Annotated in this window: 9 protein-coding genes; 5 read left to right on the top strand and 4 right to left on the bottom strand. The window is 67.6% G+C overall.

Going from position 1 to position 13,278, the window contains the following annotated elements; all coding sequences use genetic code 11:
• The 3 genes from NX773_RS12370 to hemC are packed head-to-tail and all read right to left on the bottom strand — an operon-like array spanning position 1 to position 2,850.
• Positions 1 to 1,125, bottom strand: coding sequence for a uroporphyrinogen-III C-methyltransferase (locus NX773_RS12370; protein ID WP_258856611.1), 1,125 nt, complete (start codon positions 1,123 to 1,125; stop codon positions 1 to 3).
• The gene (locus NX773_RS12365) at positions 1,122 to 1,892 is read right to left on the bottom strand and encodes a uroporphyrinogen-III synthase (protein WP_258856610.1); all 771 of its coding nucleotides are present in this window, start codon (positions 1,890 to 1,892) and stop codon (positions 1,122 to 1,124) included. Before NX773_RS12365 ends, NX773_RS12370 begins: the two co-directional genes overlap by 4 nt.
• Positions 1,885 to 2,850, bottom strand: a complete 966-nt coding sequence (hemC, locus tag NX773_RS12360) for a hydroxymethylbilane synthase (protein ID WP_258856609.1) — start codon at positions 2,848 to 2,850, stop codon at positions 1,885 to 1,887. The genes NX773_RS12365 and hemC overlap by 8 nt, the downstream gene beginning before the upstream one ends.
• Positions 2,851 to 3,003: 153 nt before the next feature.
• Here hemC and ppc point away from each other — a divergent pair, with 153 nt between their 5' ends.
• Together ppc and NX773_RS12350 are read left to right on the top strand one after the other, a co-directional pair.
• The gene (gene ppc, locus NX773_RS12355; RefSeq protein ID WP_258856608.1) at positions 3,004 to 5,811 is read left to right on the top strand and encodes a phosphoenolpyruvate carboxylase; all 2,808 of its coding nucleotides are present in this window, start codon (positions 3,004 to 3,006) and stop codon (positions 5,809 to 5,811) included.
• Between the two features lie 116 nt (positions 5,812 to 5,927).
• Positions 5,928 to 7,979 (top strand): NHL repeat-containing protein, encoded by a 2,052-nt coding sequence (locus NX773_RS12350; protein WP_258856607.1) that lies wholly within the window; start codon positions 5,928 to 5,930, stop codon positions 7,977 to 7,979.
• Positions 7,980 to 8,129: 150 nt separating this feature from the next.
• On the opposite strand, the gene rpoD is transcribed toward NX773_RS12350, so the two are convergent.
• Positions 8,130 to 10,685 carry an RNA polymerase sigma factor RpoD gene (gene rpoD / locus NX773_RS12345; protein ID WP_258856606.1) on the bottom strand — a complete coding sequence of 852 codons (2,556 nt, stop codon included), beginning with the start codon at positions 10,683 to 10,685 and terminating at the stop codon, positions 8,130 to 8,132.
• A gap of 586 nt (positions 10,686 to 11,271) precedes the next feature.
• On the opposite strand from rpoD, the gene NX773_RS12340 reads away from it, so the two are divergent.
• The 3 genes from NX773_RS12340 to NX773_RS12330 all read left to right on the top strand — a co-directional run bounded on the left by NX773_RS12340 (position 11,272) and on the right by NX773_RS12330 (position 13,276).
• Positions 11,272 to 11,769, top strand: coding sequence for a ProQ/FINO family protein (locus NX773_RS12340; RefSeq protein ID WP_258856605.1), 498 nt, complete (start codon positions 11,272 to 11,274; stop codon positions 11,767 to 11,769).
• A gap of 7 nt (positions 11,770 to 11,776) precedes the next feature.
• Positions 11,777 to 12,364: a 3'-5' exonuclease gene (locus NX773_RS12335; protein ID WP_258856604.1), complete on the top strand. Its 588-nt coding sequence runs from the start codon at positions 11,777 to 11,779 to the stop codon at positions 12,362 to 12,364.
• A gap of 198 nt (positions 12,365 to 12,562) precedes the next feature.
• Positions 12,563 to 13,276 carry a c-type cytochrome gene (locus NX773_RS12330; RefSeq protein ID WP_258856603.1) on the top strand — a complete coding sequence of 238 codons (714 nt, stop codon included), beginning with the start codon at positions 12,563 to 12,565 and terminating at the stop codon, positions 13,274 to 13,276.
• Positions 13,277 to 13,278 lie beyond the last annotated feature (2 nt).

Raw genomic sequence — 13,278 nt, 5'->3', positions numbered from 1 at the left:
TTATTTGGCTTTGTAGTTGCGCACCGCGTTCAGGCTGTCGGCCAGCGTCGGCATTTCGATCGTGAGGTTGTTGGCCTGGACCTGGCGCAGCGCCGACTGCGCGGCCTGGGTGCTGCGCGCGCGCGTGTCGAAGTACTTGAGCAGCATGGTCTGCGCCGTGTTCAGGTCGTCGCGGAACGCCGTCTCGTTACGCGACAGCAGCGCCAGCCGCGCGTTCAGCAGGCGCAGCTTGAGGTTCTCGCGCACGAAGTACGACTCGCTCGGCGAGAGCATCAGCGCTTCCGGCGTCTCGACGCTGCGCACCCGCACCAGCTGGCGGATGTCGTCCCACATCTCCGTGCTCCACGCGCGCCAGGTGTCGGTCATGCGCTGGCCCAGCGTGAGCGGCTGCGCCGGCGCCGGGGCAGCGGCCGCCTTGCGCGCCTTCGCGCGCGGGGCGGGCGGAGCCGGCAGCAGCGGCTTTTCGTCCGACAGCAACGGCAACGCGTCCACCTCGGCGATCACGTTATCCAGCCGCAGCGCCACGCCCGCCAGGTCCACCGCCGGCAGCGCCTTGAGCTTTTCCATATCGTGCGCGATGGCGCGGCGGATCGTGATGAACTGCGGCTTGTCCGAGCGCGACAGCGAGCGGTCGGCATTGCCCAGCGCGATCAGCGCGCCCTGCACGTTGCCGGCCAGTTGCAGCTGTTGGCTCGCGGTCGAGAGCACCTGCTCGATCTCCGACAGCGCCCATTCGTCGCGGTTCTTCGACAGATCCTGGTACAGCTGCTCGAGCGCGGCCTGCTGGCTCTGCGCTTCCTGCTGGCGGCTCTCCAGCACGCCCACCTTCACCTGCAGCTGCTTGGACTGCTCGGACACCTCGCGCGCCAGCGCCGAGGTCTCGGCCGCCACCTGCTCGTCCTTTTGCAGCATGCGCGCGACATCGGCCCGCATGCTGTTGATCCGGCTGTGGGTGGACCACATGTGCGCCACCAGCAGCACCGCGAGCACGCTCACGGCGGCCGGCAGCGGCTGGCGCAGCGTCTCGAACAGCCCGCTGCGCGGGGCTGCTGGCGGCACCTGGGGAGCGCTTTGGCCGGGGGCCGGCTGCGCGCCTTGTTCTGGAAGATTCGGCAGTTCGTTCATTCTTGTGATTGTAACGCGGCAAGCACGCCTGCGTCGCCGGAAGCGGCCTGCGTCAGGCGTGTCAGCCCCAGCGCGCATGCAGTCTCGGCGATGCGTGCGTGCGGCACGATCAGATGTTGTTGTTGCAACTTTACAACGCCGTCAACCGGGTCCAGCGCGTGCGCCAGCGCGGCAAGACCGCGCAGCGCCTCGGAACTGGTGATGACCCAATCGTTGGGAGTGGCAAGCAGCGCGCGCAGGCGCTCGGCCAATTCGGGGCTCAGGGTCGGCGTGGCGCGGCGGTAGGCGGCCACGGTGGTGACCAGCGCGCCGGCGGCGGCAAACGCTTCGGGCATCAGCTCGCGCCCGCTTTCGCCGCGCACGATCAGCACCCGGCGGCCGGCCAAGCGCGCCAGGTCGATCGCCTGCAGCAGGTGCTCGGAATCGCTGGGCTGGCCGGGCGGCGGGCTGTAGATCGTGGCGGTGTCGTCGGTCAGTCCGTGGCGCGCCAGCGCGGCGCGGCTGCCCTCGCCCACCACCGCCACCGGCACGCCCGCGGGCCAGGCCGCGATGTGCGCAAAAGCGGCATCGATCGCGTTGGGCGACACGAACGCCACCAGGTCGTATTCCGGCAGCAGCGCCAGCGCCTGCCGGAGCGGCGCCGGGTCGGGCAGCGGCTGGATCTCCAGCAGCGGCAGCACCACCGGCTCGCGACCGAGCGCGGCGACCGCGCGTGCCAGCGGTTCGGCCTGCGCGCGCGGGCGGGTGATGACAACCTTCTCAAGCATCGGGCGCGGCGCCCTCCCGGCAGGCCGCCAGGATCGCGTCGGCGTCCTGCAGCTGCAGCAGTTCGGACACGCGCTGGCCCAGCACCTCCGGCTTGTCGGCCGGGCCGGACAATTCGGCGCTGGCGCTGCGCTTGCCGTCCGGGGTGGCGACCATTGCGCGCAGGTGCAGCGCGTTGCCCTGCACGGTGGCGTGCGCCGCCAGCGGAATCTGGCAGCTGCCGCCGAACACCTTGGACACCTTGCGCTCGGCCGCGACGGCGCGCGCCGTATCCTCGTGGTTCAGCGGCGCCAGCAGCGCGACCAGGTCGACGCCGTCGGCCCGCGGGCCGGCGACGATCTCGATCGCCATGGCGCCCTGCCCGGCGGCCGGCAGGCTCATCTCGGGCGGCAGCAGCGCGCGGATGCGCTGGGGCAGACCCAGGCGCTTCAGGCCCGCGGCGGCCAGGATGATGGCCGCGTAGTCGCCGCGGTCCAGCTTGGCCAGGCGCGTGTCGAGGTTGCCGCGCAGCGGCTTGATGACCAGGTGCGGGTAGCGCGCCGCGATCAGCGCCTGGCGGCGCAGGCTGCTGGTGCCGACCACGGCGCCTTCGGGCAGCTCGTCCAGGCTGGCGTAGTCGTTCGACACGAAGGCGTCGCGCGGATCCTCGCGCTCGAGCACGGCGGCCAGCGCAAAGCCTTCGGGCAGCTCCATCGGCACATCCTTGAGCGAGTGCACCGCCAGATCGGCGCGGCCTTCCTGCATCGCCACTTCCAGTTCCTTGACGAACAGGCCCTTGCCGCCGACCTTGGACAGCGCGCGGTCCAGGATCTGGTCGCCGCGGGTTGTCATTCCAAGAATTTCGACGCTGGTCTGCGGATATAATGCGGCTAGGCGGTCGCGCACGTGCTCGGCCTGCCACATGGCGAGCCGGCTCTCGCGCGATGCGATAATGAGCTTCGAGGGCATGGGCTTCGTCATATCAGGTGCTTTCAAAACGGATTCTTTCACTGTCGTTGAGCCTTACCGGGCTGGTGACACCCCAAGGCTCGTGCATAAGATCACAAATTTTAGCACGCGCCACCTTCGCAAAACCGGCCAAAAGCCATCCGCCAACCTTAACCTTTGGTCGATATGGACAAACCAGCCGTACCCGTTTCCCCCGCCGGCGCCGACAAGGACGCGCCGCTGAAAGAAGACATCCGCCTGCTCGGCCGCCTGCTTGGCGACGTGCTGCGCGACCAGGAAGGCGAGACCGTGTTCGACGTGGTCGAGACGATTCGCCAGACCGCCGTGCGCTTTCGCCGCGACGACGATCCCCGCGCCGGTGAAGAGCTGACCGCGCTCCTGCACAAGCTCACCCGCAACCAGACCATCTCGGTGGTGCGCGCCTTCTCGTACTTCTCCCACCTGGCCAACATTGCGGAAGACCAGCACCACATCCGGCGCCGCCGCGCCCACCTGATCGCCGGCTCGGCCCCGCAGGAAGGCAGCGTCGGCTTTGCGCTGGCGCGCCTGAAGGACGCCGGCGTCTCGCAGCAGACGGTCGAAGCCTTCCTGCGCGAAGCGCTGATCTCGCCGGTGCTGACCGCGCACCCGACCGAAGTGCAAAGGAAGAGCATCCTCGACGCCGAGCACGACATCGCGCACCTGCTGGCCGAGCGCGACCTGCCGCTCACGCCCAAGGAACGCGCGCGCAACCTGCAGCTCTTGCATGCGCGCGTCTCGACCCTGTGGCAAACGCGCATGCTGCGCTACAACAAGCTGACGGTGGCGGACGAAATCGAGAACGCGCTGTCCTACTACCAGACCACCTTCCTGGCGCAACTGCCGGCGCTGTACGACGACGTCGAAGCCGAGATCGGCGCCCACTACGGCAAGGCCGCAGAAGGGCTCGACAACACGGCCTACATGCAGATGGGCAGCTGGATCGGCGGCGACCGCGACGGCAACCCGAACGTGGGTGCCGACACCATGCGCCGCGCGCTGGTGCGCCAGTCCACCACCATCCTCGACTATTACCTGGAGCAGGTGCACCTGCTGGGCGCGGAGCTGTCCGCCTCGACCCTGCTGGTGGAAGCGAGCCCGGAACTGCAGGCGCTGGCCGACGCCTCGCCCGACCACTCGCCGCACCGCAGCGACGAGCCGTATCGCCGCGCGCTGATCGGCATCTACGCGCGGCTCGCCTCGACCGCCCGCGAACTGGGCGCGACCAACATCCTGCGCAAGGAAGTCGGCCACGCCGACCCGTACCGCGAGCCGCGCGAGTTTCGCGCCGAGCTCAAGGTCATCGAAAACTCGCTGGTCGCCAACCATGGCGCGGTGCTGGTGCAGCCGCGCCTGGCCAGCCTGCTGCGCGCGGCGCGCATCTTCGGCTTTCACCTGGCCTCGCTCGACATGCGCCAGAGCTCGGACGTGCACGAGCGCGTGCTGGCCGAGCTGTTCGAGCGCGCCGGGGTCGAAGCCGACTACGCCGCGCTCGACGAGGGCGAGAAGGTCAAGCTGCTGCTGGCCGAGCTGGCGCAGCCGCGACTGCTGTATTCGCCGTACGAGCAGTACTCGGACGACGCGCGCCGCGAGCTCGACATCTTCCACGCCGCGCGCGAAATCCGCGAGCGCTACGGCTACCGCGCGATCCGCAACTACATCATCTCGCACACCGAGACCGTGTCCGACCTGCTGGAAGTGATGCTGCTGCAGAAGGAGACTGGCCTGTTCAAGCCCGGCGCGGGCAGGTCCGAGGTGATGGTGATCCCGCTGTTCGAGACCATTCCCGACCTGCGCCGCGCAGCCGACATCATGGGCGAGTGGATGGCCCTGCCGCTGGTCGCGCGCACGGTCGAGCACCAGGGCCGGCTGCAGGAAGTCATGCTGGGCTATTCGGACTCGAACAAGGACGGCGGCTTCCTGACCTCGAACTGGGAGCTGTACCAGGCCGAGATCAAGCTGGTCAAGCTGTTCAAGGACCGTGGCGTGAAGCTGCGCCTGTTCCACGGCCGCGGCGGCACGGTCGGACGCGGCGGCGGCCCGAGCTACCAGGCGATCCTGGCGCAACCGCCGGGCACCGTGAGCGGCCAGATTCGCCTGACCGAACAGGGCGAGATCATCGCGTCCAAATTTTCCAATGCCGAGATCGGGCACCGCAACCTCGAACTGCTGCTGGCGGCCACGCTGGAAGCGGGGCTGATGCCGCATCCGCCGGAAAGCGACCACGCCGAACGGCTCGCCATGTTCGAGTCGGTCATGGCGCAGCTGTCCGAGCGCGCCTACCAGGCCTACCGCGACCTGGTGTACGAGACGCCCGGCTTCGCCGACTACTTCTTTGCCGCCACGCCGATCGCCGAGATCGCAGAGCTGAACATCGGCTCCCGCCCGGCCTCGCGCAAGCCCTCGCGCCGCATCGAGGACCTGCGCGCGATTCCCTGGGGCTTCTCGTGGGGCCAGTGCCGGTTGCTGCTGCCGGGCTGGTACGGCTTTGGCGCGGCCATCGCTGGCTGGCTGGGCGAAGGTGACCGCGACGCCAAGCTGGAAACGCTGCGCGCGATGTACCGCGAGTGGCCGTTCTTTGCCACGCTGCTGTCGAACATGGACATGGTGCTGGCCAAGACCGACCTGCCGATCGCGCGCCGCTACTCCGAGCTGGTGCCGGACGTGCAGCTGCGCGAGCGCATCTTCAAGCGCATCGCCGGCGAGCACGGCACCACGCTGCGCTGCCTGGCCGAGATCACCGGCAGCGGCGAGCGGCTGGCCTCCAACCCGCTGCTGGCGCGCTCGATCCAGAACCGGTTCGCGTACCTGGACCCGCTCAACCACTTGCAGGTCGAGCTGATCCATCGCCACCGTTCGCTCTCGCGCGAGCCCGACAAGATCGACCCGCGCGTGCATCGCGGCATCCACCTGACCATCAACGGAGTGGCGGCCGGGCTGCGTAATACGGGGTGATCACGGCTGCAGGGTAGCCACGAGGTATTCGCAACAACGACAATTTGTTACATGCCGCCGGGCAACGGAAAGCTACAATCGCACGATCTGTAACTTTCCGTTCGCTTTCCGGCCTTATGAACAAGTACCTGCGTGCGGGCGCCTTCGGCGGCGCCATCGCCCTTCTGTTGACTGCATGCGGCGGTGGCGGCAGCGCTTCGCCGGCCGCCCCCGACGTCCCGCCCCCGGTGGTGGTGACCCCGCCGCCGCCGGTGGCGCTGCATGCCGAGCTCATTGCCGGGCAGGCGGACCAGCCGCTGCGCTTCGCGGACGGCACCCTGGCGTCCGCGCGCTTTGCCGGGCCGACCCAGGTAGCGTTCGACAAGGAGGGCAACCTGTATGTCGCGGATGGCAACCTCGTCATCCGCAAGATCACAGCCGCCGGCCAGGTGAGTACGCTGGCGGGCTCTGTCGGCAACCCGAACTCGGTGGATGGCACCGGATCCGGCGCAAGCTTCCAGCCGATCACCGGCATGGCGGTGGATACCGGCGGCAACGTCTATCTGTCCAGCAGCACCACGGTGCGCAAGGTGACGCCGGCGGGCGTGGTCACCACACTGGCCGGCAAGCCGTTCAGCATGGGCCTGCAAGACGGCCCCGGCGCGGACGCGACCTTCAGTTCGATCAAGGGCCTGGCGGTCGATGGCGCGGGCAACGTGTATGTGGGCGACTACCAGCTGCGCAGGATCACGCCCGCCGGCAACGTCCAGACCGTGAACCTGGACACACAGAACCGCTACCTCACCGCCATCGCCGTCGACAGCAACGGCGGCATGACCGTCAGCGCGAATTACGGCACGGTACTGCAGCGCTTCGACGCCGCGGGCAAGCTGGTGCAGACGATCGGCGCGAGCGACGGGGCCGGCGCCATCGACGGGAGCGCGGCCCAGGCGCGCTTTAACCAGGTCTCCAGCATTGCATACGGGCCCAACGGTGCACTATACGTGACGGACAATGCGCTCATGGGCACCGCCCTGCGCACCGTGGACGCGGCCGGGAACGTGAAGACCCTCAACCCGGACGGGACCGCGCCGGGCCTGGTCAATGGGCCGGTCACGAGCGCGCGGTTCGGCGACGTGCGCGGCCTTGCTTTCGACAAGGCGGGCAGCCTGTTCCTGGCCGATGCCGGCAACAACGTGATACGCAAGCTCGCGCCCGACCTGCAGGTATCCACCTACGCCGGCGACCCGGCGTGGACGCAGCCGCCCTCTTTCGCAGACGGCAAGGGCGCCGCGGCGGCATTCCGAAACATCGCCGGCTTCGCTTACGACAAGGCGGGCAACTACTACGTGGCCGATGCCGCTAACTGCGCAATCCGCAAGATCGATACGGCACGCAACGTCACCACCCTGGCCGGCGCGGGCGGGCAATGTGGCTATGCCGACGGCGCCGGTTCGGCCGCGCGCTTCGACGATATCCGCGCCATCACCCAGGATGCCGACGGCAACCTGTATGTGGCCGAAAAGACCACGGTGCGCAAGGTTACGCTCGCTGGCGTGGTCTCGACCGTGGCGGGCGTTCCCGGAACCTACCAGAAGAAGGACGGTGTCGGCGGCACTTTCCAGAACCTGCTCGGGATCGCGATGGGGCCGGCCGGCTACCTGCTGGTCAGCGATGGCCGCCAGGCATCTGGCTTCCTGCTGTGCAATTTCGACTACGACAATGCGCCCAACTCGCTGCGCACCGTCACCTTGCAGGGGGAGATCACCACCCCGCCGGGCAGCGAGTGGTCCTGTGCCGACCGCGACAAGGCGCCGGCGCTGTGGGGCGCCAACGACCTGCGCTTCGACAGCACGGGCAACCTGTACCTGGTGAGCGGGAATAGCGTGGCGATGCGCAGCACGACCGGGGTGGTGTCGTATTTGCGAGACGGCCAGGGCAACAAGATCGCAGGCTACCGCCTGGCGCCGGACGATGCGGGCAACCTGTTCTTCATTTCCGGGAACGCGATCTTCAAGTACGGCGCGGACAAAGTGCTCAAGAAGGTGCTCGGGCCGGCGGTGCCGGGCAACCCAATCGAGATCACGACGGACCTGCCGTTCCAATCCATCAGCGCGCTCGCCTACATCGGCAATCGCAAGTTCCTGGCCAGTTTCGACAGCCAGGTGGTGATCGTGACACTGAACTGAATACGGTAACTCGTAGGGTGGGCAGATTCTGCCCACGCGTCCACCCAGGGCATGCTTGGCCTGAACGCTTGGGCAGGAGACCTGCCCACCCTACGAAAAAAGCGCGCCGCCGGTTCGGGCTGGCGCGCTTTTCGCGTTTGCAGCGCAGGCTTACTGGCTCTGCAGGAAGGTCTTGAGCTTGTCCGAGCGCGACGGCTGGCGCAGCTTGCTCATCGCCTTCGCTTCGATCTGGCGAATACGCTCGCGCGTCACGTCGAACTGCTTGCCCACTTCTTCCAGCGTGTGGTCGTTCGACATCTCCACGCCGTAGCGCATGCGCAACACCTTCGCTTCGCGCGGGGTCAGCGAATCGAGCACCTCGGCGATCACGGTGCGCATCGACGCGTGCATCGCGGCTTCCAGCGGCGCCAGGGTCGCCGTGTCCTCGATGAAGTCGCCCAGCTGCGAATCGCCGTCCTCGCCCATCGGCGTTTCCATCGAAATCGGCTCCTTGGCGATCTTCATGATCTCGCGCACCTTCGATTCCGGCATCTCCATCTTCTGCGCCAGCGTCGCCATGTCCGGCTCGGTGCCGGTTTCCTGCATGATCTGGCGCGAGATGCGGTTCATCTTGTTGATCGTCTCGATCATGTGCACCGGCACGCGGATGGTGCGCGCCATGTCCGCGATCGAGCGCGTGATCGCCTGGCGGATCCACCAGGTCGCGTAGGTCGAGAACTTGTAGCCACGGCGGTATTCGAACTTGTCCACCGCCTTGAGCAGGCCGATGTTCCCTTCCTGGATCAGGTCCAGGAACTGCAGGCCGCGGTTGATGTACTTCTTCGCAATCGAGATCACCAGGCGCAGGTTGGCCACCGTCATTTCGCGCTTGGCCTGGCGCGCGCGCTTCTCGCCCGCGGCCATCTGCTTGTTAATCTTGCGCAGGTCGGCCAGCGGCAGCGCCACGCGCGCCTGCAGGTCGATCATGCGCTGCTGCAGCTCCTTGATGGCCGGCAGGTTGCGCGACAGGACCGCGCTGTACGGGTAGGCGCAGTCCACTTCGCGGTCGCCCCATTCCAGGTCGGTCTCGTTGCCCGGGAAGACCTTGATGAAGTGCGCGCGCGGCATGCCGCAGCGGTTCACGCAGATGTCCAGCACTGCGCGCTCGACGCTGCGCACCTCGTCCATCTGACCGCGCAGCGTGTCGCACAGCTTTTCGACGATCTTGGCGGTGAAGCGAATGCCCAGCAGTTCGTTGGAGATGATCTCCTGGGCCTTCATGTAGGCCGCCGAGCCGTAGCCGTCGTTCTTGAACGCGTGGCCCATCTTGTCGAACTGCTTTTCGATCAGCGCGAACTTCTCCAGCGCGCCCTTCTTGAGCTGGGCCAGCTGCTCGGCCGAATAGCCGGCCGCGCCGCCGCCGACGTCGCCGTCTTCCTCTTCCTCGACGTCTTCGATGTCTTCCTCGTCCTCATCGTCGGATGCCGCAACCGGCGAGGCAGCCGCCTCATAGGGATCGACGAAACCGTCCACCACCTCGTCGATCTTCAGCTCGTCCGCCGCGATCTTGTGCGACAGCGCGATGATCTCGGAGATCGTGGTTGGGCAGGCGGAGATGGCCTGCACCATGTCCTTCAGGCCGTCCTCGATGCGTTTGGCGATCTCGATCTCGCCCTCGCGGGTGAGCAGCGCTACCGCGCCCATTTCGCGCATGTACATGCGCACCGGGTCGGTGGTGCGGCCGAATTCCGAATCGACGGTGGACAGCGCGGTCGCGGCGGCGGCCTCGACTTCGTCGTCGCTGGCGGCGGTCGGCACGGCGTCCGACAGCAGCATCATTTCCGCTTCCGGCGCGCGCTCGTAGATCGCGATGCCCATGTCGTTGAAGGTCGCGATGATGCCTTCGATCGCTTCCGGATCGATGATGTTCTCGGGCAGGTGGTCGTTGATCTCGGCGTGGGTCAGGTAGCCGCGCTCCTTGCCCAGGTTGATCAGCGCCTTGATCTGCTGGCGGCGCTTTTCCAGTTCCGCTTCGCTCGCGCCGTCGGCCCCGTCCAGCATGCTGGACAGGCCGCCGCCCTTGAGCTTGCGCTCACGCAGGCGCGACGCGACCTTCATCTCGGCGCGCTCGACCGCGTTCAGCGCGGCGATCTCGTCGTTCTCGGGCACGAACTCGCTGGGCTTGCGGCCGCGGCGGCCCGGCACCTTCACGCCCGGCAGCACATAGCCGGAGGTGTCGATCGCCGACAGCGCGCTGGCGTCGGTGGTGGTGCTGACCGTACCCTGCCCCGCCGTCGCCGCCGGCACGACAGGCTTGACCACGGTGCGGGTGCGGGCCGCCTTCGGCGCGGCCGGCGCTTCCGGCTCGCCCGGCGCCGCTTCGGCCGCCTTCAGCGCGGCCAGGCGCGATACGCGCTTTTTCACGATGACCGGCGCCGCCGCCGCCTCGGCGGGCGCAGGCTGGACTGCGGGCTCCTGCTCGGCCACGGCCGGCTGCGCCACCGCCGGCTGCTCGACGGCGGCCGGCTGGGCCGCTACGTCGGCCTGCTGCGCCTGCGCCGCCTTGGCTGCCGCCAGGCGCGAACGCGTCTTCACCACCGTGACCTTGGCCGCAGCTTCCGTCTCGAGGAAATACGACGTCGCGGTTTTCGGCACCGCCAGCGGCGCCGCGGCCTTGGCCGCCGGCTTCTTCGCCGTCAGTGTCAATGTCTTGGCAGGGTTTTTCATCTTCACTCTCCAATCGCGGCGGATGCGCGCCAGCGAGGTCAATAATCCACCTGAGCCGCGCGCTGCAGCTCGGTTGCAATCGTTTGTTTCGGGGAAGCGCCCTAACTAGGGGCAGACAGGCCGCATATCAAGCACTCCTGCGTCGCAACGAGAAGTCGCCAGACCCGGCTGGCGCAGGCCCGGCGCCTACGGTGGGATGTTTGCTGTGATCGAGTGCGGTGTGCATGTCGGAACGAAAAAAAGCCCGTCAATAGAAACGGGCTTGAGTCTATTTCTCAAGGAGATAGAGGAGACAGACGCCATTATGCCGCAAGGAAAACTTTAGCGATAATTGAAATATTCCATATCGGATATAACCGTATCGCATAGCTGGCACAGGACCCATCTCCCGGTTCTCTCTGCGCTGGCGCAAGCCAGACGCAAAGCAAGGGGCGGATCATACAGGATTTCGCGGCGGCACGCAGGCCGAGCCCGTCCCGCCACCGCCAGTTACCCCAACGACCCAACCCGATGTCAACGCAACGGTCGCGCCACTTGTGGCGGCCGCCATGCTATCCTTCGGGTTCTTGTTCTTACCATGAAGTCAATGAATACCAACAGCACCGCCGCAGAGTCCCAAGAAGCAACCGCAGAACAGGCCCAGGCAAGCCCCGCCCCGGCCCCGGCCGCAGCGGCGGCGCCCTCCGAAGCGCCATCCGCGCGCGCTCTGCTCAAACAGCTGCAACAGCAGTTCCCGGCGTTCCAGAAATGCCTGCCGCTGGAAATCGGCATCGACAAGCAACTGCTGGCGCGCATGCCCGGACTGAACCGCAAGGCGATGCGGGCGGCGCTGGGCATCCACACCGGCTCGCTGCGCTACCTGAAGGCGATGGAAAAAGCCACCGTGCGCTACGACCTGGACGGCAAGCCGGGGGCGGAAGTGACCGACACCCACCGCGCACACGCCAGAGAGCAGCTGCAGCAGCGCTTCAAGAAAGAGGCCGAGCGCAAGCGCGCCGAGCGCGAGGCCGCGGCGGCCGAGGAAGCGGCGCGCCTGCGCCAGCAAAAGCTGCAAGCCCTCGCCTCCAAATTCTCGCGCAACTGATTCGCGCATGAGCGAGTCGCCGGAAGAATTGCTGCCGCCTTACGACGGCATCAAGCTGGCCGACGTGCGCCTGGTGCAGACTGCGCAGCACGCCGTTGCCGCCTTCGACGCCCTGCTGGCCATGGACGCGATCGGCTTCGACACCGAGTCCAAGCCCACCTTCCAGAAGGGCGAGGAATCGACCGGGCCGCACCTGGTGCAGCTGGCGACCGACGAGGTGGCCTACCTGTTCCAGATCGGGCGCACGGCGCCGGTGTTCACCGACGGCCTGCGCGCCGTGCTCGAATCGGAGTCGGTGCTCAAGGTCGGGTTCGGGCTGTCGGACGACTTGCGGCGCCTGCGCTCCAAGCTTGGCATCGAATCGTCCAATGTGCTCGACCTGGCCATCGCGCTGCGCGCCAACAAGCGCCAGACCATTGGCGCCAAGACGGCGGTGGCACGCTTCTTTGGACAGACCATGCAGAAATCGAAGCGCATCACCACGACCAACTGGGCGCTGCCGGTGCTGTCCGAAAAGCAGATCCTGTATGCCGCCGATGACGCGCATGTGGCGCTGCGCGTGTACCGCCGGTGGCGCGAGCTGAAAGCCGGGTAAGGCGGTCCGGCTAACTCAGCATGGGTCCCGGCGTTCGCCGGGACGACGTTGCTTGAGTGAGCCGCTACATTGTGCACCGTCGTCCCGGCGCAGGCCGGGACCCATGCTGAGCGTGAATGCTGGCGGCCGCGCCATGCTCGTGCACGTGGTCAATCAGACAAGGTATGATGTCGTTCGGTACCGTTCCCGAAGCGACGTATGACCTTTTGCGCAAAGCTAGCCAGATTCACCCTGCTGCCAGCCCTGCTCGCGGCCAGCGCCGCCGGCGCCGCACCGCAGGTTCCCGACACCCTCGCCCAGCGCCTTGTCGCCTGCACCTCGTGCCACGCGCGCAAGGACGCGCAAGGCACGCCCGGCACCGAGCACTACTTCCCGCGCATTTCGGGCAAACCCGCCGGCTACCTGTACAACCAGCTCGTCAACTTTCGCGACGGCCGCCGCCAGTATCCCTTGATGACGTGGATGGTGGACCACATGCCCGACGCCTACCTGCGCGAGATCGCCGACTACTTCGCCAACGACCACCTGCCCTACCCCACGCCCACGCCCGCCGACGTGCCGGCCGCGGTGCTGGAACGCGGGCGCCAGCTCGCCACCCGCGGCGACGCCACGCTCAAGGTCCCGGCCTGCATGGCTTGCCACGGGCAGCAGCTGACCGGCGTGGCGCCCGCGATCCCGGGACTGGCGGGCCTGCCGCGCGACTACATCAACGCGCAGTTCGGCGCCTGGCGCAACAAGGTGCGCCGCGCACACGCGCCCGACTGCATGGCGACGATTGCGGCGCGCCTGTCGGTCGCCGACGTGGCGGCCGTGTCGAGCTGGCTGTCGTCCCAGCCGGTGCCGGCCGACGCCAGCCCTGCCCAATCGGTGACGCGCCCACTGCCGCTGGCCTGCGGCAGCTCCCCGGATTGAAG

It is taken from the genome of Massilia solisilvae (assembly GCF_024753215.1).
Taxonomy (GTDB): Bacteria; Pseudomonadota; Gammaproteobacteria; order Burkholderiales; family Burkholderiaceae_D; genus Telluria; species Telluria solisilvae.
The sequence above is the reverse complement of the archived record's forward strand: the minus strand, read 5'-3'. Positions and strand labels throughout refer to the sequence as shown.

Coding starts and splice junctions, on each gene's coding strand:
- ppc (WP_258856608.1), top strand. CDS start 3,004: ATGGACAAACCAGCCGTACCCGTTTCCCCCGCCGGCGCCGACAAGGAC.
- NX773_RS12350 (WP_258856607.1), top strand. CDS start 5,928: ATGAACAAGTACCTGCGTGCGGGCGCCTTCGGCGGCGCCATCGCCCTT.
- rpoD (WP_258856606.1), bottom strand. CDS start 10,685: ATGAAAAACCCTGCCAAGACATTGACACTGACGGCGAAGAAGCCGGCG.
- NX773_RS12340 (WP_258856605.1), top strand. CDS start 11,272: ATGAATACCAACAGCACCGCCGCAGAGTCCCAAGAAGCAACCGCAGAA.
- NX773_RS12330 (WP_258856603.1), top strand. CDS start 12,563: ATGACCTTTTGCGCAAAGCTAGCCAGATTCACCCTGCTGCCAGCCCTG.
- NX773_RS12365 (WP_258856610.1), bottom strand. CDS start 1,892: ATGCTTGAGAAGGTTGTCATCACCCGCCCGCGCGCGCAGGCCGAACCG.
- NX773_RS12335 (WP_258856604.1), top strand. CDS start 11,777: ATGAGCGAGTCGCCGGAAGAATTGCTGCCGCCTTACGACGGCATCAAG.
- NX773_RS12370 (WP_258856611.1), bottom strand. CDS start 1,125: ATGAACGAACTGCCGAATCTTCCAGAACAAGGCGCGCAGCCGGCCCCC.
- hemC (WP_258856609.1), bottom strand. CDS start 2,850: ATGACGAAGCCCATGCCCTCGAAGCTCATTATCGCATCGCGCGAGAGC.